Source organism: Streptomyces anthophorae (genome assembly GCF_049310305.1).
GTDB lineage: Bacteria > Actinomycetota > Actinomycetes > Streptomycetales > Streptomycetaceae > Streptomyces.
In genome coordinates, this window is record NZ_JBLWQQ010000001.1 from 1289753 (window position 1) to 1313994 (window position 24242).

General features: G+C 71.9%; 21 protein-coding genes and 1 riboswitch. Of the genes, 12 read left to right on the plus strand and 9 right to left on the minus strand.

Annotated elements, in window-relative coordinates; translation table 11 throughout:
- The first annotated feature begins 188 nt into the window (after positions 1-188).
- On the plus strand, positions 189-893 hold the full coding sequence (locus ACNYS0_RS05705; RefSeq protein WP_422471560.1) for a restriction endonuclease: 705 nt from the start codon (positions 189-191) through the stop codon (positions 891-893).
- 32 nt (positions 894-925) lie between these two features.
- Here the strand turns inward: ACNYS0_RS05705 and ACNYS0_RS05710 are convergent, their stop codons facing one another.
- A complete protein-coding gene (locus ACNYS0_RS05710) occupies positions 926-1348 on the minus strand; it encodes an NUDIX domain-containing protein (protein ID WP_422471561.1) in 423 nt (140 codons plus the stop codon).
- Positions 1349-1426: 78 nt separating this feature from the next.
- Positions 1427-1652, plus strand: a riboswitch (cobalamin riboswitch).
- 163 nt (positions 1653-1815) lie between these two features.
- Here ACNYS0_RS05710 and metE point away from each other — a divergent pair.
- The 4 genes from metE (at position 1816) to meaB (ending at position 9240) form a co-directional block, all read left to right on the plus strand.
- Positions 1816-4134 carry a 5-methyltetrahydropteroyltriglutamate--homocysteine S-methyltransferase gene (gene metE / locus ACNYS0_RS05715; protein ID WP_422471562.1) on the plus strand — a complete coding sequence of 773 codons (2319 nt, stop codon included), beginning with the start codon at positions 1816-1818 and terminating at the stop codon, positions 4132-4134.
- A 108-nt stretch (positions 4135-4242) separates the two neighbouring features.
- A complete protein-coding gene (locus tag ACNYS0_RS05720; protein WP_422471563.1) occupies positions 4243-6054 on the plus strand; it encodes a methylmalonyl-CoA mutase family protein in 1812 nt (603 codons plus the stop codon).
- On the plus strand, positions 6054-8243 hold the full coding sequence (gene scpA / locus ACNYS0_RS05725) for a methylmalonyl-CoA mutase (protein WP_422471564.1): 2190 nt from the start codon (positions 6054-6056) through the stop codon (positions 8241-8243). The genes ACNYS0_RS05720 and scpA overlap by 1 nt, the downstream gene beginning before the upstream one ends.
- 16 nt (positions 8244-8259) lie before the next feature.
- Positions 8260-9240 carry a methylmalonyl Co-A mutase-associated GTPase MeaB gene (gene meaB / locus ACNYS0_RS05730; protein ID WP_422471565.1) on the plus strand — a complete coding sequence of 327 codons (981 nt, stop codon included), beginning with the start codon at positions 8260-8262 and terminating at the stop codon, positions 9238-9240.
- Between the two features lie 38 nt (positions 9241-9278).
- Here meaB and ACNYS0_RS05735 read toward each other — a convergent pair whose 3' ends face one another.
- Entirely contained in the window at positions 9279-10940 is a 1662-nt protein-coding gene (locus tag ACNYS0_RS05735) for an alpha-L-fucosidase (RefSeq protein ID WP_422471566.1), read from the minus strand.
- A 289-nt stretch (positions 10941-11229) separates the two neighbouring features.
- On the opposite strand from ACNYS0_RS05735, the gene ACNYS0_RS05740 reads away from it, so the two are divergent.
- The 4 genes from ACNYS0_RS05740 to ACNYS0_RS05755 are packed head-to-tail and all read left to right on the plus strand — an operon-like array spanning position 11230 to position 13937.
- The gene (locus tag ACNYS0_RS05740) at positions 11230-11925 is read left to right on the plus strand and encodes a HemK2/MTQ2 family protein methyltransferase (protein ID WP_422471567.1); all 696 of its coding nucleotides are present in this window, start codon (positions 11230-11232) and stop codon (positions 11923-11925) included.
- Positions 11909-12199: a CDGSH iron-sulfur domain-containing protein gene (locus ACNYS0_RS05745; RefSeq protein ID WP_422471568.1), complete on the plus strand. Its 291-nt coding sequence runs from the start codon at positions 11909-11911 to the stop codon at positions 12197-12199. Before ACNYS0_RS05740 ends, ACNYS0_RS05745 begins: the two co-directional genes overlap by 17 nt.
- A complete protein-coding gene (locus ACNYS0_RS05750) occupies positions 12196-13275 on the plus strand; it encodes an iron-containing redox enzyme family protein (RefSeq protein ID WP_422471569.1) in 1080 nt (359 codons plus the stop codon). Before ACNYS0_RS05745 ends, ACNYS0_RS05750 begins: the two co-directional genes overlap by 4 nt.
- Complete coding sequence (locus ACNYS0_RS05755; RefSeq protein ID WP_422471570.1) at positions 13272-13937, plus strand: HAD family hydrolase; 666 nt, start codon at positions 13272-13274, stop codon at positions 13935-13937. Before ACNYS0_RS05750 ends, ACNYS0_RS05755 begins: the two co-directional genes overlap by 4 nt.
- A 47-nt stretch (positions 13938-13984) precedes the next feature.
- Here ACNYS0_RS05755 and ACNYS0_RS05760 read toward each other — a convergent pair whose 3' ends face one another.
- The 7 genes from ACNYS0_RS05760 to ACNYS0_RS05790 form a co-directional block, all read right to left on the minus strand.
- Positions 13985-16021: a CocE/NonD family hydrolase gene (locus ACNYS0_RS05760; protein ID WP_422471571.1), complete on the minus strand. Its 2037-nt coding sequence runs from the start codon at positions 16019-16021 to the stop codon at positions 13985-13987.
- A 48-nt stretch (positions 16022-16069) separates the two neighbouring features.
- Positions 16070-17353, minus strand: a complete 1284-nt coding sequence (locus ACNYS0_RS05765; protein ID WP_422482468.1) for an ATP-grasp domain-containing protein — start codon at positions 17351-17353, stop codon at positions 16070-16072.
- A 132-nt stretch (positions 17354-17485) separates the two neighbouring features.
- Positions 17486-18646: an FAD-dependent monooxygenase gene (locus ACNYS0_RS05770; protein WP_422471572.1), complete on the minus strand. Its 1161-nt coding sequence runs from the start codon at positions 18644-18646 to the stop codon at positions 17486-17488.
- Between the two features lie 95 nt (positions 18647-18741).
- Positions 18742-19794, minus strand: coding sequence for an MBL fold metallo-hydrolase (locus ACNYS0_RS05775; RefSeq protein ID WP_422471573.1), 1053 nt, complete (start codon positions 19792-19794; stop codon positions 18742-18744).
- Entirely contained in the window at positions 19791-21188 is a 1398-nt protein-coding gene (locus tag ACNYS0_RS05780; protein ID WP_422471574.1) for an MFS transporter, read from the minus strand. Before ACNYS0_RS05780 ends, ACNYS0_RS05775 begins: the two co-directional genes overlap by 4 nt.
- A gap of 152 nt (positions 21189-21340) precedes the next feature.
- Positions 21341-21883, minus strand: coding sequence for a MarR family winged helix-turn-helix transcriptional regulator (locus tag ACNYS0_RS05785; protein ID WP_422471575.1), 543 nt, complete (start codon positions 21881-21883; stop codon positions 21341-21343).
- 76 nt (positions 21884-21959) lie between these two features.
- Positions 21960-22874, minus strand: a complete 915-nt coding sequence (locus ACNYS0_RS05790; protein ID WP_422471576.1) for an SDR family oxidoreductase — start codon at positions 22872-22874, stop codon at positions 21960-21962.
- A 322-nt stretch (positions 22875-23196) separates the two neighbouring features.
- Between ACNYS0_RS05790 and ACNYS0_RS05795 the strand changes: the two genes are divergently transcribed.
- Genes ACNYS0_RS05795 through ACNYS0_RS05805 form a run of 3 tightly spaced genes read left to right on the plus strand, consistent with a single transcriptional unit; the run spans position 23197 to position 24187 of the window.
- Entirely contained in the window at positions 23197-23568 is a 372-nt protein-coding gene (locus ACNYS0_RS05795; RefSeq protein ID WP_422471577.1) for a VOC family protein, read from the plus strand.
- Positions 23556-23729, plus strand: coding sequence for a hypothetical protein (locus ACNYS0_RS05800; protein ID WP_422471578.1), 174 nt, complete (start codon positions 23556-23558; stop codon positions 23727-23729). Before ACNYS0_RS05795 ends, ACNYS0_RS05800 begins: the two co-directional genes overlap by 13 nt.
- Complete coding sequence (locus ACNYS0_RS05805; RefSeq protein WP_422471579.1) at positions 23726-24187, plus strand: monovalent cation/H+ antiporter complex subunit F; 462 nt, start codon at positions 23726-23728, stop codon at positions 24185-24187. The genes ACNYS0_RS05800 and ACNYS0_RS05805 overlap by 4 nt, the downstream gene beginning before the upstream one ends.
- Positions 24188-24242 lie beyond the last annotated feature (55 nt).

Consider the following 24242-nt stretch of genomic DNA (forward strand, 5'->3'; position numbering starts at 1 on the left):
GTGACAAGCCGCCCGGCCGTCCCCGGGAGGACCCGGTCTGGCCTGATCCCCGCTTACGTGATCACCGCACGCCGGGTTTCCTGAGTGTTTGTCGGTGGTGGCTGCGAGCATGGGCAGTTCGGCGGGGAGCTGCTTCAGGGGGAGGCCGCGATGCCATGGTTCAGTGCGTACGCACGCAAGGATGAGCGGTGACGCGGCGCCCGCCGGCCCGGCGGCCGAGGCGGAGGCGGCGTCCCACCAAGCGGCAGCAGCGGCAACAGGCGCGGCTCACGGCGTTGCTCGCGGGTGCGGCCGTGTCGGTGACGCTCTTCGTCGCGGCCGTCAACTGGCTGCTCGTGCACTGGTGGCTGCTGGTCGTGCTCACCGTGGTGGCCGTGCTCGCGGGCGCGGGCCTGCTGTACCGGCGTCGACAGCGGGCCCTGTGGGAGCGGACCCGTCGACAGGGACTGCGTTACGGGCTGCCCCAGTTGGACGCGCTGCACCACCGCGACTTCGAGTACGCGGTACGGGACCTGATGCGCAGGGACGGCTGCGCGGACGCGCAACAGATCGGTGGCGCCGGGGACAACGGCGCGGACGTCCTCGCCACCGACCCGCTGGGCCGCACGTGGGTGATCCAGTGCAAGCACCGCCGGAACGGGGAGCGGGGCTCCGCGGTGGGCACGCCGGATCTGCAACGGGTCAACGGGACGGCCCGTCAGCTGTACGGCGCGGACGTGGTCCTGGTCGTCACGAACGGACGCTTCTCCACGCGCTGCGCGCCGCTGGCCCGCCGGCTGCACATGCACCTGGCGGACCGCTCGACGCTGGCGACCTGGGCGGCCGGCTCGCGCCCCTTGTGGGAGCTGCTCCCGAGGATCCCACCGCCGCGCCGCTCCACCCCGCTCAGCTGAACCGGCCGCGGCGGCGAACTACGTACGACGTGTCATGCATGGCCCGGGACGGCCGGTTCCATCCTTCCCAACTCCCGCAGCAGCGGCAGCAGATGGTGTTCGACGGCGGGGGCGAGCCTGAGGTCCGGATCCCGTCCGTCGGTCCAGCGCAGGGCGGACAGCTCGGCCGCGGGTACCGGATCGCCGATCAGTGTCGTGGCGAAGACCGTCAGGTGCATCGGAACGCCCTCCAGGGCAGCCCGCTCCTCCACCACGGCGAGCGGTTCGAGCCGGCCCGGCTCGACACCGAGTTCCTCGCGCAGCTCCCGTACCAGTGTCTCCTCCGGTTCCTCGCCCGGCTCGGGCTTGCCGCCGGGAACGAAGTAGACGTCCGGTGCCGCCTGTTTGCTGACGACGAGCAGCCGTCCGTTCTCGACGACGGCCGCCGCGACGACCTTCATGACCGTGTGATCCATCCCTGCATTGTGCAACGCCGTGTTCCATGTCACCGACCGGGTTCCGTGTCTCCTGGCCACCCTCCGGCACCGGCCCGTAGGGTGGGCGGTGCAGCTGGTTCGCCCCGTCAGCCAGGCGGGATGCGTCGCAAGAGGGAACCCGGTGGGAATCCGGGACTGCCCCGCAGCGGTGAGTGGGAACGACCGCCGTCACACGCACTGGGTCCGACAGACGGGACCTGGGAAGCGACGGCCAGTAGGTGTCCTCGTTCGTTCGAAGGACGTGCCCGCGAGTCCGAAGACCTGCCATCTGCCCGTGCTCGTACGACGCGTGCGCGGACATCCCGGTGACCTCGAGGGCGGGTCGGCGCACACATCCGGCGGACCACCGCGCCTCGCCCGCGCGAGGTCGCACCGCCGGTTCTGTCGCTCCTTCACGCGTTCCGGTCCTCGGGATCCATGGGATACGTCTCTCGAAGGAGAACTCCGTGACCACCAAGACCGCAGCCGCGACAGCACGGGCCACCGTGTACGGCTACCCGCGCCAGGGCCTCGGCCGGGAGCTCAAGAAGGCCGTCGAGGGGTACTGGAAGGGCCGCGTCACCGCCGACGCGCTGCGTGCCACCGCCTGCGAACTGCGCCGCACCAACCGCCGGGAACTCGTCGCGGCCGGCATCGACGAGGTCCCCACCGGTGACTTCTCGTACTACGACCACGTCCTGGACACCACGGTCATGGTGGGCGCGATCCCCGAGCGCCACCGTGCGGCCGTCGCGGCCGACGCCCTGGACGGGTACTTCGCGATGGCCCGCGGCACCCAGGACGTGGCGCCGCTGGAGATGACCAAGTGGTTCGACACCAACTACCACTACCTGGTGCCGGAGTTGGGCCCCGACACGGTGTTCGCCGCCGACTCCGCCAAGCAGGTCGCCGAGTTCAAGGAGGCCCGCGACGAGGGGCTCGCCGCCCGCCCGGTCCTGGTGGGCCCGGTCACGTACCTGCTGCTGTCGAAGCCCGCACCGGGCGTCCCCGCCGGCTTCGACCCGCTGACGCTCCTTGAGCGGCTGCTGCCGGTGTACGCGGAGGTGCTCGCGGACCTGCGGGCGGCCGGCGCCGAGTGGGTGCAGCTGGACGAGCCCGCCCTGGTCCAGGACCGCACCGCGGCCGACCTCGAAGCCGCCGAGCGGGCCTATCGCGCTCTCGGCACGGCAGGCGACCGGCCCAAGCTGCTCGTCGCGTCCTACTTCGACCGGCTCGGGGACGCCCTGCCGGTCCTCGCGAAGGCGCCGGTCGACGGCCTCGCCCTCGACTTCACCGAGGCGGCGGCCGCCAACGTCGACGCGCTCGCGTCGGTCGGCGGCCTGCCCGGCAAGCGTCTCGTCGCCGGTGTCGTCAATGGCCGCAACGTCTGGGTCAACGACCTGGAGAAGTCCCTCGCCGCACTCGGCACCCTCCTCGGCCTCGCCGACCGCGTCGACGTGGCCGCCTCCTGCTCCCTGCTGCACGTCCCGCTGGACGCCGCCCTGGAGCGCGACATCGACCCGCAGATCCGGCGCTGGCTCTCCTTCGCCCGCCAGAAGACCGCCGAGATCGCCACCCTGGCCAAGAGTCTGAGCCGCGGCACGGACGCGATCACCGCCGAGCTCTCGGTGAACCGCGCCGCCCTCTCCTCGCGCGCCGCCTCCCCCATCACCCGCGACCCTGCCGTGCGGGCCCGCACCGCCGCCGTCACCGACGCGGACACCCGGCGCAACCAGTCCTACGCCGAGCGGTCCGCCGCCCAGCGCGCCCACCTGGGCCTGCCGCTGCTGCCGACGACCACGATCGGCTCGTTCCCACAGACGGCCGAACTGCGCACGGCCCGCGCCGACTTGAGGGCCGGGCGCATCGACACCGAGGGCTACGAGGAGCGGATCAGGAGCGAGATCCGGGACGTCGTCGCCTTCCAGGAGAAGACCGGCATCGACGTGCTCGTGCACGGCGAGCCCGAACGCAACGACATGGTGCAGTACTTCGCCGAGCAGCTCACCGGATACCTCGCCACGCAGCACGGCTGGGTCCAGTCCTACGGCACCCGCTACGTGCGCCCGCCGGTGCTCGCCGGGGACATCTCCCGTCCCACGCCGATGACGGTGCGCTGGACGTCGTACGCGCAGTCGCTGTCCGCCCGCCCGGTCAAGGGCATGCTGACCGGCCCGGTCACCATGCTCGCCTGGTCCTTCGTCCGCGACGACCAGCCGCTCGGCGACACGGCGCGCCAGGTCGCGCTCGCCCTGCGCGACGAGGTCAACGACCTGGAGGCGAACGGCACTTCGATCATCCAGGTCGACGAGCCGGCACTGCGCGAGACCCTGCCGTTGCGCGCCGCGGACCACGCCGCGTACCTGCGGTGGGCGACCGAGGCGTTCCGCCTGTCGACGGCGGGCGTACGTCCGGACACCCAGATCCACACGCACATGTGCTACGCCGAGTTCGGTGACATCGTCCAGGCCATCGACGACCTCGACGCCGATGTCATCAGCCTGGAGGCCGCCCGCTCGCACATGCAGATCGCCCGCGAGCTGGCCGGGCACGGCTACCCGCGCGAGGCGGGCCCTGGTGTCTACGACATCCACTCCCCCCGGATCCCGAGCCGGGAGGAGGCCGCCGCCCTGCTGCGTACGGGACTTGAGGCCATCCCGGCCGAGCGGCTGTGGGTCAACCCGGACTGCGGTCTGAAGACCCGCGGCTGGCCGGAGACACGCGCCGCCCTGGAGAACCTGGTGGCCGCGGCAAGGACCGTGCGCGGGGAGCTCGGCCCGGCCTGATCCACCGGGACCCCGCCTCCTAGGCGAAACAGGCCGGTACAGCAAGGAGAACAAGGTCACACGGGCGCGAGCTGCCAACGAGCGTTAACTCTGGCCTAGCATCCGAGCATGACGGTCCTGCCAGACGACGGGCTCTCCTTGGCGGCCGAGTTCCCTGACGCGACACACGAGCAATGGCAACACCTGGTCTCGGGTGTCCTGCGCAAGTCGGGCAAGGAAGTCTCGGCAGCCGAAGCGGAAGGTGCTCTGTCCACCACGCTCGAGGACGGGCTGCGCGCCCGCCCGCTGTACACCGCCCGCGACACGGCTCCCCCGGCCGGGCTGCCGGGCTTCGCCCCCTTCGTGCGCGGCGCCCGCGCCGAGGGCAACGTGGCCGGCGGCTGGGACGTGCGCCAGCGCCACGATGCCGCGGATCCGGCCGCGGTGCTCGCCGACCTGGAGAACGGCGTCACGTCCCTGTGGCTGGCCATGGGGGAGACCGCCGGTTTCCCCGTCTCCGCGCTGCCCGCCGCGCTCGACGGCGTCTACCTCGATCTCGCGCCGGTCGTCCTCGACGCCGGCGCCGAGACCGGGGCCGCCGCGGCCCAACTGTTCCTCGCCTACGAGCGCGCGGGCGTCGCCGCCGACGCCGCACGGGGCAACCTCGGCGCCGACCCCCTGGGACACGAGGCCCGTACGGGCACCTCGTACGACGTCGGGACGGCGGCGGAGCTGGCCCGGCGGTGTCTCGCCGACTACCCCGGCGTCCGCGCGCTGACCGTGGACGCGCTCCCCCACCACGAGGCCGGCGGCTCGGCGGCGCAGGAGCTGGGCGCGTCGATGGCGACCGGCGTCGCGTACCTGCGCGCGCTGACGGCGGCGGGACTGACGGCCCAACAGGCCCTGTCGCAGCTCGAGTTCCGGTACGCGGCGACCGCGGACCAGTTCCTGACGGTGGCCAAGTTCCGGGCGGCACGACGGCTGTGGGCGCGGGTCGCCGAGGTCTGCGGGGCGCCCGAGCAGGGCGCGCAGCGGCAGCACGCGGTGACCTCGTCGGTGATGACGACGCGCCGGGACCCGTGGGTGAACATGCTGCGGACCACGATCGCCGCCTTCGCCGCGGGCGTCGGCGGGGCCGACGCGGTGACGGTCCTCCCGTTCGACGAGGCGCTGGGCCTGCCGGACGCGTTCGCCCGGCGCGTCGCCCGCAACACCTCGACGATCCTCATCGAGGAGTCGCACCTGGCGCGGGTGATCGACCCGGCCGGCGGCTCCTGGTACGTGGAGCGTCTGACCGACGAACTCGCCCGCGCGGGCTGGGAGTTCTTCCAGGAGATCGAGGCGGCCGGCGGGCAGGCGGCGGCGCTGCGCTCCGGGCTGCTCGGCGAGCGGCTCGCCGCCACCTGGGCCGCACGCAGCAAGAAGCTGGCCACACGCCGTGAACCGGTCACCGGTGTCAGCGAGTTCCCGGACCTGGCCGAGAAGGCCGTCGTCCGGGGGCCCGCTCCGGCGCGGCCGTCCGGCGGCCTGCCGCGCGTACGCCGCGACGAGGCCTTCGAGGCACTGCGGGCCCGCTCGGACGCGCACCTCGCCGCGACCGGGTCCCGCCCCCGCGTCCACCTGGCCGGGCTCGGCCCGGTCGCCGCGCACACCGCCCGCCTCACCTTCGCCGCGAACCTGTTCCAGGCGGGCGGCATCGAGGCGGTCACGGACGGCACGTTCGAGGAGAGCGGGGCGCGCGAGGCCTGCCTGTGCTCCAGCGACCAGGTGTACGAGGAGCAGGCCGAGGCCGCCGCGCGCGAGCTGCGCGAGGCGGGCGCAGGCCATGTCTTCCTCGCGGGCCGCCCCGGTACGTACGCCGGGGTCGACACCTACGTCTTCGCCGGCTGCGACGCCGTGGCCGTCCTCACCGCCACGCTCGACCGCATGGGAGTGTCCTGATGCCCAGCCCGAACATCCCCGACTTCTCGGCGATCGACCTGGGGACCCCGGCCGCGGCCGGTGGCAGCGCCGAGGAGTGGCGTACGGCGCTGAAGAAGGCGGCGGGCGGCGACGACCTGCGGTGGGAGACACCCGAGGGCATCACGGTGCAGCCGCTGTACACGGGCCAGGACCTGGAGGGCCTGGACTTCCTGGACACCTACCCGGGCGTCGCCCCGTATCTGCGCGGCCCGTACCCGACGATGTACGTGAACCAGCCGTGGACGATCCGCCAGTACGCGGGCTTCTCCACCGCCGAGGAGTCCAACGCCTTCTACCGGCGCAATCTCGCGGCCGGGCAGAAGGGCCTGTCCGTCGCCTTCGACCTGCCCACGCACCGCGGCTACGACAGCGACCATCCGCGGGTGACCGGTGACGTCGGCATGGCGGGCGTCGCCATCGACTCGATCTACGACATGCGCCAGCTCTTCGACGGCATCCCGCTGGACCGGATGAGCGTCTCGATGACGATGAACGGCGCCGTGCTCCCGGTGCTCGCGCTGTACATCGTGGCCGCCGAGGAACAGGGCGTACCGCCCGAGAAGCTGGCCGGGACCATCCAGAACGACATCCTCAAGGAGTTCATGGTCCGCAACACCTACATCTATCCGCCGAAGCCGTCGATGCGGATCATCTCCGACATCTTCGCGTACACCTCGCAGCGGATGCCGCGCTACAACTCGATCTCCATCTCCGGGTACCACATCCAAGAGGCGGGCGCGACGGCCGACTTGGAGCTGGCGTACACCCTCGCCGACGGCGTGGAGTACCTCCGGGCGGGCCGGGAGGCGGGCCTGGACGTCGACGCGTTCGCGCCGCGCCTGAGCTTCTTCTGGGCGATCGGCATGAACTTCTTCATGGAGGTCGCCAAGCTGCGCGCAGCGCGCCTGCTGTGGGCGAAGCTGGTCAAGCAGTTCGACCCGAAGAACGCCAAGTCCCTGTCCCTGCGCACCCATTCGCAGACCTCGGGCTGGTCGCTGACCGCGCAGGACGTGTTCAACAACGTGACACGTACGTGTGTGGAGGCGATGGCGGCGACGCAGGGACACACCCAGTCGCTGCACACCAACGCCCTCGACGAGGCGCTCGCGCTGCCCACCGACTTCTCGGCACGCATCGCCCGCAACACCCAGCTGCTGCTCCAGCAGGAGTCCGGGACGACCCGGTCCATCGACCCGTGGGGCGGCAGCGCGTACGTCGAGAAGCTGACGTACGACCTGGCGCGGCGGGCCTGGCAGCACATCCAGGAGGTCGAGGAGGCGGGCGGCATGGCGAAGGCCATCGACGCCGGCATCCCGAAGCTGCGCGTGGAGGAGGCGGCGGCCCGCACGCAGGCCCGTATCGACTCCGGGCGGCAGCCGGTGATCGGGGTGAACAAGTACCGGGTGGACACCGACGAGGAGATCGACGTCCTCAAGGTCGACAACTCCGCGGTGCGGGCCCAGCAGATCGACAAGCTGCGCCGGCTGCGCGAGGAGCGCGACGACACGGCCTGCCAGGACGCGCTCGCGGCGCTGACCCGCGCGGCCGGCGGCGAGGGCAATCTCCTCGAACTCGCCGTGAACGCGGCGCGCGCGAAGGCGACGGTCGGCGAGATCTCCGACGCGCTGGAGAAGGTGTACGGCCGGCACGCCGGGCAGATCCGTACGATCTCCGGCGTGTACCGCAACGAAGCAGGCGAGTCCCCGAACGTGGACCGCACCCGCGGCCGGGTGGACGAGTTCGCCGAGGCCGAGGGGCGCAGGCCGCGCATCCTCGTCGCCAAGATGGGCCAGGACGGTCACGACCGGGGCCAGAAGGTGATCGCGACCGCCTTCGCCGACCTCGGTTTCGACGTCGACGTCGGCCCGCTGTTCCAGACCCCCGCGGAAGTGGCGCGCCAGGCCGTCGAGGCCGACGTGCACATCGTCGGGGTGTCGTCGCTGGCCGCAGGGCATCTCACCCTCGTACCGGCGCTGCGCGAGGCGCTCGCCGAGGAGGGCCGCGAGGACATCATGGTCGTGGTGGGCGGCGTGATCCCGCCGGCCGACGTCCCGACGCTCAAGGAGATGGGCGCGGCCGCGGTGTTCCCGCCCGGCACCGTCATCCCGGACGCGGCGTACGACCTCGTGGCACGCCTCGCGGGCACGCTCGGGCACGACGACCTGTGAGCCGGTGACACGGGCCATGGCCATCGACCTCGACACGTACGTCAAGGGTGTCCTCGACGGGAAGCGCGCGACCGTCGCCCGCGCGATCACGCTCGTCGAGTCGACCCGGCCCCAACACCGGGAACTGGCACAGCAGTTGCTCACGCGGCTGCTGCCGCACAGCGGCCGGTCCCGGCGCATCGGGATCAGCGGGGTGCCGGGCGTCGGCAAGTCGACGTTCATCGACGCGTTCGGCACCATGCTCACCGGACTCGGGCACAGGGTGGCGGTGCTCGCCGTCGATCCGTCCTCCAGCCGCACGGGCGGCTCGATCCTGGGCGACAAGACACGCATGGAGCGCCTGGCCGTCGACCCGGCGGCGTTCGTGCGCCCCTCCCCCACGGCCGGGACGCTCGGCGGGGTCGCACAGGCGACCCGCGAGTCGATCGTCGTCATGGAGGCGGCGGGCTACGACGTGGTGCTCGTGGAGACCGTCGGGGTGGGCCAGTCGGAGACCGCCGTCGCCAACATGGTCGACACCTTCCTCCTGCTGACCCTGGCCCGCACCGGCGACCAGTTGCAGGGCATCAAGAAGGGCGTCCTGGAACTGGCCGACGTGATCAGCGTCAACAAGGCCGACGGCCCGCACGCCCGCGACGCGCAGACCGCCGCGCGCGAACTGGCGGGCGCGCTGCGGCTGATGCACGGCAAGGACGCCTTCTGGACGCCGCCGGTGCTCAGTTGCAGCGCCCGGAAGTCCACGGGCCTGGACACCGTGTGGGACCGCCTGGAGCAGCACCGCACGCTCCTCGACGCATCGGGCCGCCTCGCCGAGCGACGCCGCGACCAGCAGGTCGACTGGACCTGGACGATGATCCGCGACGACCTGCTGCGCCGGCTGCACGCGGACCCCGCGGTGCGTTCCCTGGCTCCGGACCTCGAGGCCCGGGTCCGCGCCGGCACCCTCACCGCGACCCTGGCCGCCGAGCGCATCCTGGACGCGTTCCGGCAGGGCTGACCCGCGGCCGGGGCGAACTCACCGACGCGGGCCGTGGGTCAGTCGGCCGCCCGGTGGAGCGTCGTCCGGCCGAGGCGGGGCTCCGCGCGGGAGGCGAGCACCTTGATGCGTACGCGACGCGCGGTGACGGGTGCGTCCAGCGGCAGGATCCGCTGATGGCCGATGGTGGTGCCGGTGGTGATCTGCCGCCAGGTCCCGCCGATCTCGGCCTCGACGGCGAATCTCTCCACCCGTTGGCCGTGCTCGATGTCCTCGCGGACGGCGACCCGGTCGAAGGTGGTCGTCCCGTCGGCGTTCGCGGCCACCGGCCCGCCGTACACCTTCCGGACGCGTTGCCCGAATGCCGTCAGCTCGGCGACATCCGCGGCATCGATGGTCCCGGCCTTCGAGGGCGGCACGTTGAGCAGCAGGGTCGCGTTGCGCCCGACGCTCTTCTCGTACAGGTCGAAGAGCTGCGCCGCCGTCTTCGGTTTCTGGTCCGCGTGGTGGAACCAGCCCGGCCGGTTGGAGACATCGGCCTCGGCGGGGAACCAGGACAGATGGGTCACCCCGGGCTCGGTGAGCCGGGCCCGGGAGCCGATGTCGTCGACGCTCGCGCCGTGCGGCAGCAGCCATTCGCCGTGGTACGTCCACGGGTCGGCGGTCGTCGGCACCACGCTCCACTCGGTCTCGCGGGCGACCCCGCTCTCGTTGCCGACCCAGCGCACGCCCGCCGGGCCGCCGAAGACCACGGTGTCGGGCGAGAGCGCGTCGATCACCCGGAACCACTCCGCGAAGCGGTACTCCTGGGTGATCCCGGCGTCGGCCCACGGATTGGCGCCGTCCAGCCAGAATTCGTCCAACGGCCCGTACTCGGTGAACAGTTCGTAGACCAGGTTCAGGTAGTACGCGTCGTAGTCGTTGACGTGCACGGTGAACGTGGGCAGCTTCCCCGACCGCACGGCGTCGGCCCGGTCGTCACCTTCCACGAGGGTGGGAATGGTGTGCTCCTTGACTGCGCTGCCGTTGCCGAACCGTCCGAGTCCGCCGGGCGCCCGGTCGCCGTCGTCGACGGCGGTCTGCTCCACCGAGGTCAGCTTCCCGCCCTCGGCCTGCTTCTTCCGCAGCGAATCGATCCAGGTGGCGTGCCATGCGTGCGGCAGCTCGCCGCCGTCGGAGGGCGACAGATAGATCCCCACGCGCATCCCCCGAGCGCGCGCCGCCTCCACGTACGTGCGGACCACATTCGGCTTTCCGGGACTCCCGAGGATCGAATGAGGTGTGTACCGGCTGGGGAACAGCGTGAACCCGTCGTGATGCTTGGCGGTGATCATCGCGAGCTCGGCGCCCATGGCCTGGTACGTGCGGATCCATTGGTCGGCATCGACGGCGGTCGGCGCGAACGCCGCCGGGTCCTCGGCGCCCGACCCCCACTCGCGGTCGGTGAAGGTGTTCATCCCGAAGTGCGTGAACGCCGTGATCTCCCGCCGCTGCCACGCCAACTGGCCTTTCCTGGGCACGACGTCGGCGGCCTTGGCGACGATCTGCTCGGGGGTGTCGTCCCCGCTGACCGGAATGATCGAGGCGGGTCGGACACGGCCCCCGCTCCCGGTCGAGCCTCCCGCCGGCGCGGCCGCGGCGGCGTACGCGCCGGTGCTGCCGAGGGCGGCGATCGCGGGAGCGGCTCCCAGGACACCGAGGATCTGGCGACGAGACGTCATCAATCACTCCTACAGGCACATTTGCTCGGATTTCTCTTCGCTGCGCTTCTGTGGATCATGACGCAGTAACACGTTTTCGGTAAGAGCCGTGACTGGAGTGGTCCCCTGCGCTCCGCTCGCCGCGATTCAGCTCTGCCGTCTTGGGCACTCCTACTCATCGGCGCGTTTCCGCGCCTCGCATGCACGGAGCGTCACGACTCGCTTCGAGTGGCCGATCGTGGCGCGACGCCGCAAGGTGGAAGGACGGTCCGGTTCTGATTTCCGTGATGGCCAGTGTGGTGAGCACCGCATGACGACACATCCCACGGCGGGAGACGCGGCACCGCTGCCTCGCCGGCGCCGTCTGCTGGCCCCGCGAGGCGTGTACAAGCCCGACGCCGACACCGCGCTCCTGCTGCGGGCCCTCGGCCACGAAGCCGTCGCCCCGCGCACCGCCGTGCTGGACCTCGGCACCGGATCGGGTGCGCTGGCCCTCGCCGCCGCGCGCCACGGGGCGCGGGTGACGGCGGTCGACATCTCGTGGCGGGCGGTGTGGACGACGCGCCTGAACGCTCTGCTCAGCCACGCCCCCGTCACTGTCCGGCACGGCGACCTCGGAGCGGTACCGGACCCGGGCGCTTTCGATCTGGCGCTGAGCAATCCGCCCTACGTGCCCTCCCCCGGGCCGCTGCCGCCGCGGGGTGCCGCGCGGGCCTGGGACGGCGGGCTCCGCGGCCGTACGGTCGTCGACCGCGTCTGCGTCGCAGCGGCACGGGCCCTGCGCCCCGGCGGCACGCTGCTGATGGTCCACTCCACACTGTGCGGCGAGGACGAAAGCCTGGAGCGCCTCGACGGGCTCGGCATGAAAGCGGCGGTGATCGACCGGGCTTTCGTGCCCTTCGGCCCGGTGGTGCGCGCACACCACAGCTGGCTCTGCGCCCAAGGTCTGCTCGACAGAGAAGCGACGAAGGAAGAACTGGTGGTCATCCGTGCCGAACTCCTCTGAGCCGCCGCACTCCTCGGAGCATCCGTACTCCTCCGAGCGTCCGCGCCGCATCAGGGTCGACCGCGAGGGCCCCCTCCTCGTGGAGGGGCCCGTCGAGGTCACCGACGGCGACGGCACCGTGCACGCGTCCCACCGCTTCCAGGTCGCGATCTGCACCTGCCGCCGCAGCCGCACCTTTCCCTGGTGCGACACCAGCCACCGCCGCAAGGCCACGCAGGGATCCACCCCGCCCCGACGGGGCGACCGCGCCGAAGGCGAAGGAGAGGAGACATGACCCCCACGCTCCTGACACCCCCGCAACGCCCTCCGGAATCGCGTACCCGATCACCCGAACTCCCGTCTCCACGCGGCGACTTGTCCCGTCAGGTGATCGCCGCGCTGCGCGACGGCGCCCCCGCCGGCGCCCTGGGGCAGCCACACGCAGTCGCCGGCGCCGAACCGTACGGCGACGATCTCCAACTCGCCCTGTACGTGCTCTACGAGCTCCACTACCAGGGGTTTCACGGGGTCGATCCCGAACTGGAGTGGGATCCGGACCTGCTGGCTCTGCGGCGTCTGCTGGAGCAACGGTTCCTCGCCGCGCTGCGCACCGACGCGGCGCCCCGGACGGACGCCGCCCGGGCACTGGCCGAGCTACAGGTCGAGCCCGCAGGGCACCAGGACGACAGCGTGAGCCACCATCTCGAACGCGACGGAAACACCAGGCAGTTCAGGGAGTACGCCGCCCTGCGCTCGCTCTACCACCTCAAGGAGGCCGACCCCCACGCCTGGGTCATCCCCCGCCTGACCGGACGGGCCAAGGCCGGGATGGCCGCCATCGAGTACGACGAGTTCGGGGCCGGCCGGGCCGAGGACGTTCACGCCGGCCTGTTCGCCGCCCTGATGAAGGACCTCGGCCTGGAGACCGCCTACGGCCACTACCTCGATGCCGCCCCCGCGTCCGCCCTCGCCACGGTCAACGTCATGTCCCTGTTCGGCCTGCACCGAAGCCTGCGCGGCGCCCTGGTGGGCCACTTCGCGACGGTCGAGATCACGTCGTCGCCCGGCTCGCGGCGGCTGGCCAACGCCCTGCGGCGACTGGACGCGGGCCCGGCCGCCCAGCGGTTCTACGACGAGCACGTGGAGGCCGACGCGGTGCACGAACAGGTGGTCCGCCACGAGGTCGTCGAAGGCCTGCTGGACGTCGAGCCCTCCCTCGACGAGGACGTCGCCTTCGGCGTGAGCGCCACCGGATTCCTCGAAGACCGCCTCGGCGAACACCTGTTGGCACGATGGCGGCAGGGCGGGAGCGCGCTGTTGCGCCCCCTGCCGGACCCGGACGACACCCCGCCGCAAGGAGGTACCCCGTGAGTGCGCACGCTGCCGTCTTCGACGTGGACGGCACCCTCGTGGACACCAACCACCTGCACGCCGTGTGCTGGTGGGAGGCGCTGCGGCAGGCAGGTCACCGCGTTCCCATGACATCCGTGCACGGCGCCATCGGGCTCGGCTCCTCCGACCTGTTGGAGCATCTGCTGGGAGCGGACCGGGACCGGGACGAGGACTCCGCGATCAGCGCCGGCCACAAGGCCCTGTACGGCACCTGGCACGAGCGCCTCGCCCCCTTCGACGGGGCCCGCGATCTGCTGCGGCGCCTGCATGCGGACGGCCGGCCCGTCGTGCTCGCCACCTCGGCGAGCGGCCCCGAGCTCACGGCCCTCAGGGCGGCGATCGACGCGGACGAGGCCATCACCGCCACCGCGAGCGCCGACGACGTGGACGCGGGCAAGCCCGCACCCGACCCGGTGCACCATGCCCTGGAGTTGGTGGGAGCCTCTGCCCGGGGCAGCGTCTTCGTCGGTGACTCGGTCTGGGACATGCGGGCGGCGCGACGCGCGGGCGTCCTCCCGATCGCCGTCCTCAGCGGCGGGGTGTGCCGCGCCGAACTGGAGGACGCGGGGGCCGCGGAGGTGTACGCCGACACGGCCGACCTCCTGCGGAACCTCGACGGCAGCGCGCTCGGACGCGACTGAGGCCCCGGGCACCGGAACAGCGGGGTCCGCTCACACCCGGTGCCCGCTCAGAGGTGGTCGCGCGGGACGGACTCGTTCCACGTCCGGGAGAAGACGCGCCGCCGCCCCTCGAAGGCGTCGAGCGTCGCCGACATGTGGAACTCCCGCGCGTCGCAGGTGAGTTGCGTGTGGGTGACGATCTCCGCGTCCCAGTCGCCCCGGCGGAAGTTCATCGTCCAGGTGGACTCGCCGGTCGCCGACGTGAAGTCGTCGGCCACGGCGCCGTAGCGCTCGACCGCACGGCGTCCCACGTCCAGGTCGATGTCGTCGAAGCGGACCGTGCCGGTGTCCTTGACGATCTCCAGGGCCCACCCGTACGTGACCAGTTCGCGGCGCACCTCCCACCGCTGCTCCGGCGGTGCGAGCTGAGTGGTGGAGAGCGCCGGAGTCCCCTCGGGAGGGCCGAAGGGTTCCGCCGCGGAGCGCCTGTCGTCGAGGGGCCGGGGCGGGCGCACCGGCAGGGCGAGGGTGCTCGTGCCCTCGTGGACGCCGAGCAGTGCCGGCCGGGGCGGCGGCCAGGCGAGCGGCCAGTACGAGGTGGACAGGGACAGGCGGATGCGGTGACCCGCGGGGAACGCCTGGGCGACGCTGTTGAGGTGCACACTGGCGCGGTAGGGGCGGCCGGGCTCCAGTGGCTCGGGTTCGTCGCCGCCGTTGCGCCGGGTCAGGTTGAGCAGGCCGTACGTGACGCGGGTCGCGCGTCCGTCGGGGGCCACGTCGGAGAGGCGGGCCGCGAGCATGGTGACGGGTTCGTCGGCCGACACGTCCAGGTCGACCCGGGGCGAGCCGAGGATCTCCAGTGTCTCGGGCAGTGGTTCCGTCTCGAAGACGAGGGAGCCGCCGTCCTCCTCGCGCTGGTCGTAGGGCAGGTCGGGCGGGGCGTTGTAGGAGGCCCACTTTCCGGCGAACTGCCCGACGGACAGGGGTGATTGGATCGTCAGGACGCCGCGCGGGGCGCCGTCGTCGGTCTCCGGTGCGCCTATGCGGTGCCGGGTGAGCGGGTGGACGCGTTCTCGTACGTGGGGCGAGGGCCACGACGGCTCGGCGACCCAGCGTCCCGGCCGCTCGTCGTAGGAGGTGGACGGGGGCACGCTCTCCTGCATCCAGGTGTGCAGCATGGGCCCGTCCATCACCCCGTTGTCCGCGCCCTTGAGCCAGTGGTCCCACCAGCGCACGAGTTCCTGCAAGTACCCGATGGCGGGCCCGGGTTCGCCCAGGTGCGGGAACTTGTGCGACCACGGGCCGATCAGCCCCTTGCGGGGGACGTCGAGATGGGCGAGGAGGCGGGTGACCGCGTTCGAGTAGCCGTCGGCCCATCCGCTGGAGGCCAGGACCGGGCACCGGACGGCCGCGTAGTCCTCGCAGACCGAGGCGTGCCGCCAGTAGTCGTCACGGCGCTGGTGGCGCAGCCACTCCAGCACCCAGGGCCGCGCGCTCTCCAGGCGTTCGTGCCACATGTCGCGCCACCGGCCGCCGACCACCTCGGGGTCGGGCGGGCAGGTCGCGTAGGCGAACATGGTGCCGGCCTCGGCCAGGCTGTCGGACAGCAGCGCCCCGCCCATGTAGTGCATGTCGTCGGCGTAGCGGTCGTCGGTGAAGGAGGCGATGGCGATCGCCTTGAGGGACGGCGGGCGGCGGGCGGCGACCTGGAGCGCGGCGAACGCACCCCAGGAGATGCCCATCATGCCGGTGCCACCGTCGCACCAGGGGCGCTGGGCGAGCCAGGCGAGGACCTCTTCGGCGTCCCGCTGCTCGCGTTCCAGGTATTCGTCGGTCAGGACGCCCTCGGAGTCGCCGGTGCCGCGCAGGTCGACGCGGACGCACGCGTATCCGTGTCCGGCGAGGTAGGGGTGGTGGATCGAGTCGCGTACCGAGGACAGATCGCGTTTGCGGTAGGGGATGTACTCCAGGATCGCCGGGACGGGTTCGCCGTCGCTCGAGGCGGGGCGCCAGATGTGGGCGGAAAGGTGCACGCCGTCGGACATCGGAATGCGGACGTGGGCTTCCTCGCGGAGCTTGTGCGGGAGGTCGGTCACGGTGCGCATAGAGGAGGTCTGGCCTCCTTCCTCGCGTGGGGGCAGGGGTGCGGGTGCTCAGGCCGGGTCGGGCTGTCGGTCGGGGGCAGGCGCGGTGTCCTCGAACGAGAGGTCGAGGGCGGCCACGCAGCGGTCGTACTTCTCGCGCAGTTCGTCCTCGCTGTCGCCCCCGGTGAAGATGTGCGCCAACTCGTAGCTGTAGCTGTCCTGTTGTGACAGGTCCGACAGGCGCTGACACTGGCGTGGCGCCACGTCGACGCGGACACCGGGTATGTCGCGTTCGATCCGGTCCAGCCGCTCGCGGCTGGGCACGTCGCTCACCACGCCGTCGGTGAACCAGCGGTGGTACCACTTGGCGGCCATCGCGTAGCGGCCCTCGCCGTGCGGCATGCGCGGGTCCTCGCCGCGGGCCAGGGCGAGCATGCAGTGGTGGTTGGGCAGCCCGTCGACGAAGTGGAACAGTTCGGCGTGCGACTGGGAGTGGCGCGGGTTGATCTCCAGGATGCGGACGTCCTGCGTGCCCGGGTCGTAGAAGTACTCGATCGAGAAGGTCGCTCCTTCCATGCCGATGCGGCGCATCACCTTCGCCGAGACGTCGTGCAGACGGTCGATCACCGGCTGCGGGAGCATCGAGGGGTACTGGTGGCGCAGGAACGAGGAGCTGTCCGGGTAGTTGATGGAGTCGAGGACTCCGTAGACGGTCACCTCGCCCTGGTGCACATAGCCCTCCACCGCCACCTGGATCCCGGTGAGGCGCTCCTCGGCGAGGCAGACGAGGCCTCCGACCTCGGCCATCTCGGGCGACAGTTCCTCCTGTTCCATGACGGACTCGAAGGGGCGGCCGATGCGTCCGATGCCCGCACGGATCTCCTGCACGGCGGCGCGGAACTCGTCCCGGTGCTTGACGCCGAAGGCCAGTTCGGAGGAGTACGAGAGCGCGGGCTTGAGCCACACCGGGTAGGAGAGTCCGTCGGGGAGTTCGGGCTCGTCCGCGTCGAGATCCACCCGGCCGAACGCGGGCACCGCCTCCGGGGCGGCCGCCCGCTGCTCCAGGCGGCTCCAGTACTTGTGCTCGCATTTGACGACGGAGGCGAGGTCGGTGGCGCGGGTGCCGTACTCGCGGGCGAGGATCGACACCATGGTGGAGACCGGGAAGTCCCAGTAGCCCGTGATCGCGTCGATCGTGCCGTCGAAGGCGTCGAGCACGCGGCGGGCCCGGTCGAGCAGATCCGGCACCGAGACCTCCCCGCCCTGCAACTCCTCGATGGTCAGGAGGCCGTGGAACCGGCAGTCGCGGCCCGCGCCGGCCGCGCGCAGGGTCGGCAGGTTCGCCTCGTCCATACCGATGACGAAGATGTCCTCGCTCACAAGTACTCCTTCGGGGCGGTGGGATTCACGACCCGGCACCGGGTGCCCACGAGGAGTTGCGCCTATGCCTGCCTGATCCGGAGCCGCCCGCCCAGACCACCGTCCTCAGCCCAGGGCCACCGTCCAGGCGTCGTACGCGTACACCCAGTCCCCGTTGCCCGAGCTGCGCAGCCAGTCGTTGCCGCGGGAGCCGATCTGGACGCGGGCGGTGCGGTCCTGGCGGGTGGCCTCGTACGACTTCAGGGCCGCTTCGGGGCAGCGGGGGTCGGCGGTGGCCAGGGCGCGGGCGAGGACGACGGCGTCCTCGATGGCCATGGCGGCACCCTGGGCCATGAACGGTGTCATCGGGTGGCAGGCGTCGCCGAGCAGGGTGCGGCGGGCCGACGACCACGAGGGCAGCGGGTCACGGACGTACAGGGCGGACTTGAGGACCTCGTCGCAGGCGTCGAGGACGGCGCGCGCCTCGGGGTGGAAGTCCCGGTAGTGGGAGCGGAGTTCGGCGGCGTCGCCCGGGGTGGTCCAGGACTCGTGCTGCCAGCTCTCCTGGGCCGTGGTCGCGAAGACGAACAGGTCCCGGCCCCGGTTGAGGGGGAAGGTGACCAGCTGGGTGGCCGGGTCGGGTCCCCACCACTTGGTGAAGGCGTCCATGCCGGGGACGTCGAGGCGCCCGGCGGGGACCACGGCACGGTAGGCGACGAGACCGGTGAACCGGGGTGTCTCCGGGCCGAACAGGTCGGTGCGCACGACGGAGTGGATGCCGTCGGCGCCGATCAGGATGTCGACGTCCGTCTCGGTGCCGTCCTCGAACGTCGCGGTGACACCATCGGCGTGCTCGGCGGTGTGTGTCAGGCGACTGCCGAAGCGGACGGTGCCGGGCGGCAGCGCCTCCTCCAGTGCGGCGAGCAAGTCGGCGCGGTGCATGGTGAGTTGTGGGAAGCCGTAGCGGGTCTGGGCCTCGTCGCCCATCTCGATGCGGGAGGTCTCCTCGCCGGTGTCCCAGTTCCGGCTGAGGCGGTGGGTGGGGCGGGCGGCCGTGCGCCGCAGTGTCTCGCCGATGCCCAGGCCGTCGAGGGCCTTGACCGCGTTGGGCGTGAGGTTGATGTCGGCGCCGACGCGGCCGAAGTGTGCCGTCTGTTCGAACACGACCGCTTCCAGGCCCGCCCGGCGCAGGGCGATCGCGGCCGCGAGCCCGCCGACGCCGCCGCCCACGATGCCGACGGTGAGCGACTCGCGGGTCGGGGGGTGCTGCTGGTTGTTCTCGTGCATGGTGCGGTTCTCCGTGGAACTCGTGGAAGGGAAGGGGTGGTTCAGAGGGAGTGGTTCAGAAGGGTGGTTCAGAGGGAGTGGTTCAGAAGGGTGGTTCAGCGGGCCGGGACGAGTCGGGTCAGGTCGTGGCCGACGACGACCGGGCCGGAGTAGGTGGCGGCCACCTTGCGGGTCCAGTCGTCGTCACCGACCTCGCGCGGGTCCGGCGGGCCGATGTGGCTGAGGGCGACGCGGCGCACCCCCGCCGCCGTGGCGAGCCGGCCCACGTCGCCGGGCGCGGTGTGGGAGGCGGTGAGGAAGTCGAGGAGTCGGTCGGAGTAGCCGAGGCCGCGGTAGAAGTCGGGCTCCATGGTCTCGTGGACCAACAGGTCGGCGCCCTCGGCGAGTTCGCCGACGCTGTCGCTGTACGCGGTGTCGCCGGAGAAGGCGACGACACCCTCCTCGGTCTCGAAGCGGTAGCCGAAGCTCTGGTGCAGCGGCGGGTGCGGGACCTCGCGGGCGGTGACCCGCACCCGGTCGTCCTCGTACACGAGCACGTCCTGGCCGGCCGGCGGCGACACCAGGTCGTGGGGCCGGACGAGGTCCGCGAGCGGCGTGCGGGCGCTGGTGCGCAGGCGTACGGCGACGTCCTGGCCGAACGCGGCGAGGAGATGGGTGAGCAGGCCCTCGGTGCCGGGTTGCGGGTGGTCGGGCAGGGTGCGGTCGGGGCCGGGGCCCGCGATGTGGACCGGCTGGTTCACACCGTGGTTGGCCGGGCCCCAGCCCAGCAGGAACAGGTTGAACAGGTCGGCGGTGTGGTCGGAGTGCAGGTGGGTGAGGAAGACCGCGCGCAGGTCGCTGAGGCGCAGCCCGGCCTGCGCGTACTTGCGCAGCGCGCCGTAACCGGCGTCCACCAGATATGTCCGGTCCCCGACGACGACCGCGGTGGAGGCGCCCTGCCGGCCGGGCGCCGGGTAGGGGCCCGCGCCGGTGCCGAGCAGGACGACGCTCAGCGCGGTCGGGCCCTCCGGCCGCGCGTCGCCGGTGACCTGGACCGCGTCGGGCGGGGCGGCGGGGGACGGGAGTTCGGTGGGCGGGGCCGCGCCGCCACAGGTGCACAGGTCCGCGGCGGGCCGCTCGTTGTGCGTCCGATGCGTCGGAGCGTTCACGGCGAGACCTCCTCCAGGGTGCGGCCGGCGGTCTCCTCGGCGAAGAGTCCCGCCACCACGGCCCCGGCCAGCGTGAAGACGGAGAGCAGGAGGAAGACCGCAGACAGCTGGGTGCCGCCGCCGTAGACCAGACCCACGAGCAGGGGGCCGACGATCAGTCCCAGTCGGTTCATGACGCCACCCATGCTGCACCCCAGGGCGCGGGCCCGGGTCGGGTAGAGCTCCGGGGTGTAGAGGTAGAGGCTGATGTTGACCGCGAAGTTGAACATCGCGGCCAGCGAGGACCACACGGCGAGCTGCCAGGGCGCTCCGGCGCCGAGCACGGCCAGGACGACGAGCATCGCGGTCGTCCCGCCGAGGCCGCCCACGACGATGCCGCGTCGTCCGACCCGGTCCACCAGCAGCGCGGCGAGGACGCAGCCCACGAGTCCTGCGACCGAGGCCATGGTGCTGTACCAGAGCGCGGAGCTCAGCGACATCCCGTAGACGCCCTTGTAGATCGTGGGCAGCCAGGACGTGATGCCGTAGTTGGCGAGGTAACCGACGAACCAGATCGTCCAGATGACCAGGGTGCGGCGGCGGTAGCGGCCGGTGAACAGGTCCCGCAGCGTGCCGCGGGCGGGAGCGGGGGCCGGTGCGGCCGGTTCGACTTCCCGTACGAACGGGGCGGACGGCTCGGGCAGCTCCGCGCCGCTCGCGCGGCGCACGCGTTCCTCGATGAGGTCCATCGTCGCCCGCGCCTTCTCGTGCCGGCCGCGGGAGGCCAGCCAGCGGGGCGACTCCGGGATGCGGCGCTGGAGGAGCACGGCGGCCAGGCCGGGGACGGCGGCGAACAGGTAGAGCGCGCGCCAGCCCCAGTGCGGGATGACCCAGGCGGCGAGCAGCGCGCCGGCCGCGAGTCCGGCCGGGAAGACGATCTCGTAGAAGAGGACGAAGCGGCCTCGGCGGTGCGCCCGGCTGATCTCGCTGATGTACGCGGCGGCGGTCGGCACCTCGCCCCCGATGGCGAAGCCCTGCACGAACCGGAGGACCAGGAACGGAAGCAGAGAGGTGCAGCCGGCCATCAGCAGGCTGCACGCGGCGGTGAGGGCCACGCAGATCGAGATGACCTTGACCCGGCCGACCCGGTCGGCGGCCCAGCCGGATACGTAGGCGCCGAGCAGCATGCCGATGGAGCCGATGGTGAGGGTGAGCGTGGTGCCCGCCGCGGAGATGTCCCACTCCTTGGTGATGACGGGCAGCGTGTAGGCGATCAGCAGCTGGTCGAAGGCCTCGAAGAAGGTGACCACGCCGATGGCGAGGCGCACCATGACCTGCCAGCGGGACATGGGCAGCCGTTCGAGGCGCGCCGCGATGTCCTGCTGCGCGGCGTCGGGCGTGAGGCTGGTACTCATTCGGCCCTCCTGGGGGCCTGGCGGCCCTGACAGATACGACTTAGCGCTAAATGATTTAGCGCTAAGGTTTCTAGCAGGCCGGAAGAAGCGGCCACAACCCCTTCGTGCCAAGAGATTGCGACCGCTTCACATGTGTCGTGCCGTCAGGGCCGTCAGGCCCCCGCCTCGCCCCTCCCCCGCGCCGCAGCCCGGTCGAGGGAGCGCTCCAACCGGGCCAACAGGCCTGCCAGCTGGGCGCGTTCCGGGACCGTGAGGTCGGCGAGCATGTCCGCCTCGTGCGCGAAGTGGGCGCCGATGATCTCCTCGGCGAGCGCGAGCCCCTGGTCGGTGAGCTGGATGTGCACGATCCGGCGGTCGTCCGGGTCCCGCACGCGCAGGGCGAGCCCGGCGGCCTCCAGCTTGTCGACCCGCTGTGTGATGCCACCGCTGGTCAGCAGGTTGGCGTCGGCCAGTTCGCTGACGGTGCGCCGGTAGGGGGCGCCGGCGCGGCGCAGCGCGGCCAGCACACCGAAGGCGGGAACCGTGAGGTCGTAGGTCTCGAAGAACGCGTTCAGCTGGGCCTGGTACCGGTTGAAGCTGCGGTGCAGCCGACCGAACACACCCAACGCGGTGGCGTCCACCTCGGGGAACTCACGTTGCCACTGCTCCAGCATGGCGGCCACGGCGTCCTGGTGCCCCGCCCGGCGTTCACTCATCGCTCCCTCATCCCGCCCGCCCGAGGGATGGGCCGAGCCGCGAACGAGCAGTCTACGGCGGGCCGATACGACCGTCTCAACGGCTGTCGGTCATCCCGCCCGTCACCGCGATCGTCTCGCCGATCGTGTAGCTGGAATCGGGTTCCGACGCGAGGTACACGTACGCGGGGGCGAGCTCCTCCGGCTGGGCCGCGCGGCCCATCGGGTCCGCCGCGGCGAGATTCTCCTTCAGATAGTCGTCGGGGAACCGCTGGCCGGCGAGGTTGAGGACCGTCCAGGTCGGCCCTGGCGCAACCACGTTGGCCCGCACTCCCCGCTTGGCCAGATGCGAGGCGATCGACTTCGTGAACATGATCTGCGCGGCCTTCGACGCCGCGTAGTCCATCATCATGTCGCTGCCCTTGAGGCCCTCCTCCGACGCCGTCGCGATGATCGCGTCACCGCGCTTCAGATGGGGCAGGGAGGCCTGGACGAGATGGAAGTACGCGTAGACGTTCGTCTTGAAAGCCAGATCGAAGTCCTCGAAGTTCAGGTCGTCGAGCGAGTTCTGGCTGTTGAGGCGGGCCGCGTTGCTCACCAGGATGTTGAGTCCGCCCAGGGTGTCCACCGTCGTGTCGACCGCGTTCCGGCAGAAGACCGGCTCGCACAGGTCACCCGGTATCAGCAGACACCGGCGCCCCTCCGCCTCGACCGCCTTCCGGGTCTGCTCGGCGTCCTCCTGCTCCTCGGGCAGGTACACGATCGACACATCGGCGCCCTCGCGCGCATACAGCACGGCCACGGCCCTGCCGATGCCCGAGTCACCACCCGTGATCAGCGCAACCTTGCCGCGCAGCTTGTCCGATCCGCGGTAGCGCGGAGCCATGTAGCGAGGCGGCGTCGACATCCGCGCCTCCAGACCCGGCCGCGGCTGCCGCTCGAACCGGTACGGCGGCTCCGGCTCGTCGACCGCGTCCGGGCGGGCGGAAGGAACGCCTTGCGCGTCAGCCATCGGACAGACCTCCAGCTCGCAGACATCAACTGATGTGCACCGCGTAACCAGCAACGCGGTCGGCGAAACCGAGCCATTCGTCTGCCGGTGGACGGTTTCGGCCGCCGCGTCCGTGGATTCAGGCGAGCTCGCGGCGCCGTGCCCATCGCCCGCGCCCCGCCGGTCATGTCGATCCGGGCTTCGAGCGGTGGAAAGTGGTCTATTGGGGCAGCGGTGGTGCCCTCGCACCCCGCTGCCGAGCGTGGCATGCACGCCCGGCTCCGAGGTACCCGTCTGCGCACGTCCCATCGACCACATGGACCCGTGAGAGCAGGAGAACGCCATGGCCGTTGCCGAGTACAGCCTCGTCGCCGTCGACTGCCCCGATCCCGCCGCGCTCGCCGGCTTCTACGCCGCGCTGCTCGGCGGCGAGATCAAGCACGACGACGAGGACTGGTACGACCTGTACGTCCCCGGCGGCCACCGCATCGCCTTCCAGCGGGCGCCCGGGCACCGCCCGCCCCGCTGGCCGCACGCCGAGGACAACTCGCAGCAGCTGCACCTGGACTTCGACGTCACGGACATGGCCGCGGCGGAGTCCGAGGCGCTGGCGCTCGGCGCGATGCCGCTGGACCTCGACGACGAGGACGGCCGACGCGGTTTCCGGGTGTACGCGGACCCGGCCGGGCACCCGTTCTGCCTGTGTCGCGCCTGATCCGCGGCGCGGAGTTCGCCGCCTGGTGGCTCGGGCTCACCGCCTTGTGGCTGGTGCTCGTCACCTCCATCGACCTGCTGACGTCGGTCGTGGGGGTGGGCTGCGCGGCGGCCGGCGCCTGGGCGGCGACAGCGGCGCGGCGTGCGGCGGGCTCCCGGTGAACGGGTGGCTCGCGTGCGCGGCCGCCCTCCTCGGCATCGGGGCGCCCCTGGTCCTGTGGGGTGTGGTCGCCGGCTCGACGGACCGGAGGATCCTCGCGCAGAACGCGGGCGGCACCGTGGTCGCGCTGGCCCTGCTGCTCATGGCGCAGGGGTACGCCCGCCCCTCCTACGTCGACCTCGCGCTGGTCCTCGCGCTGCTCGGACCCGCCGGGACGCTGGTGTGCGTACGGCTGCTGGCCGACGACCTGGAGCCGGGCGCGCCGCGCGGTTCCACCGTGGTCACGTACGCGTGTGTGGCCGCGAGCGCCGCCGTGACCGTCGCCGTGTGCGCGGCCGCGACCCCGGGCCGGTCGACCGTCAAGACGGCCGTCATCGGGGTGCTGGTCGCCGCCGGGAACGTGGTCGCGTCCCGCAGCCTGTCGGTGGGGGTGGTGGACGAGGCGGACGCGGACGAGTGAGTCGAGAGTCCGGAGTCACCCCGGAGTCACCGAGGACGAGTCGGGAGTGAGGCGT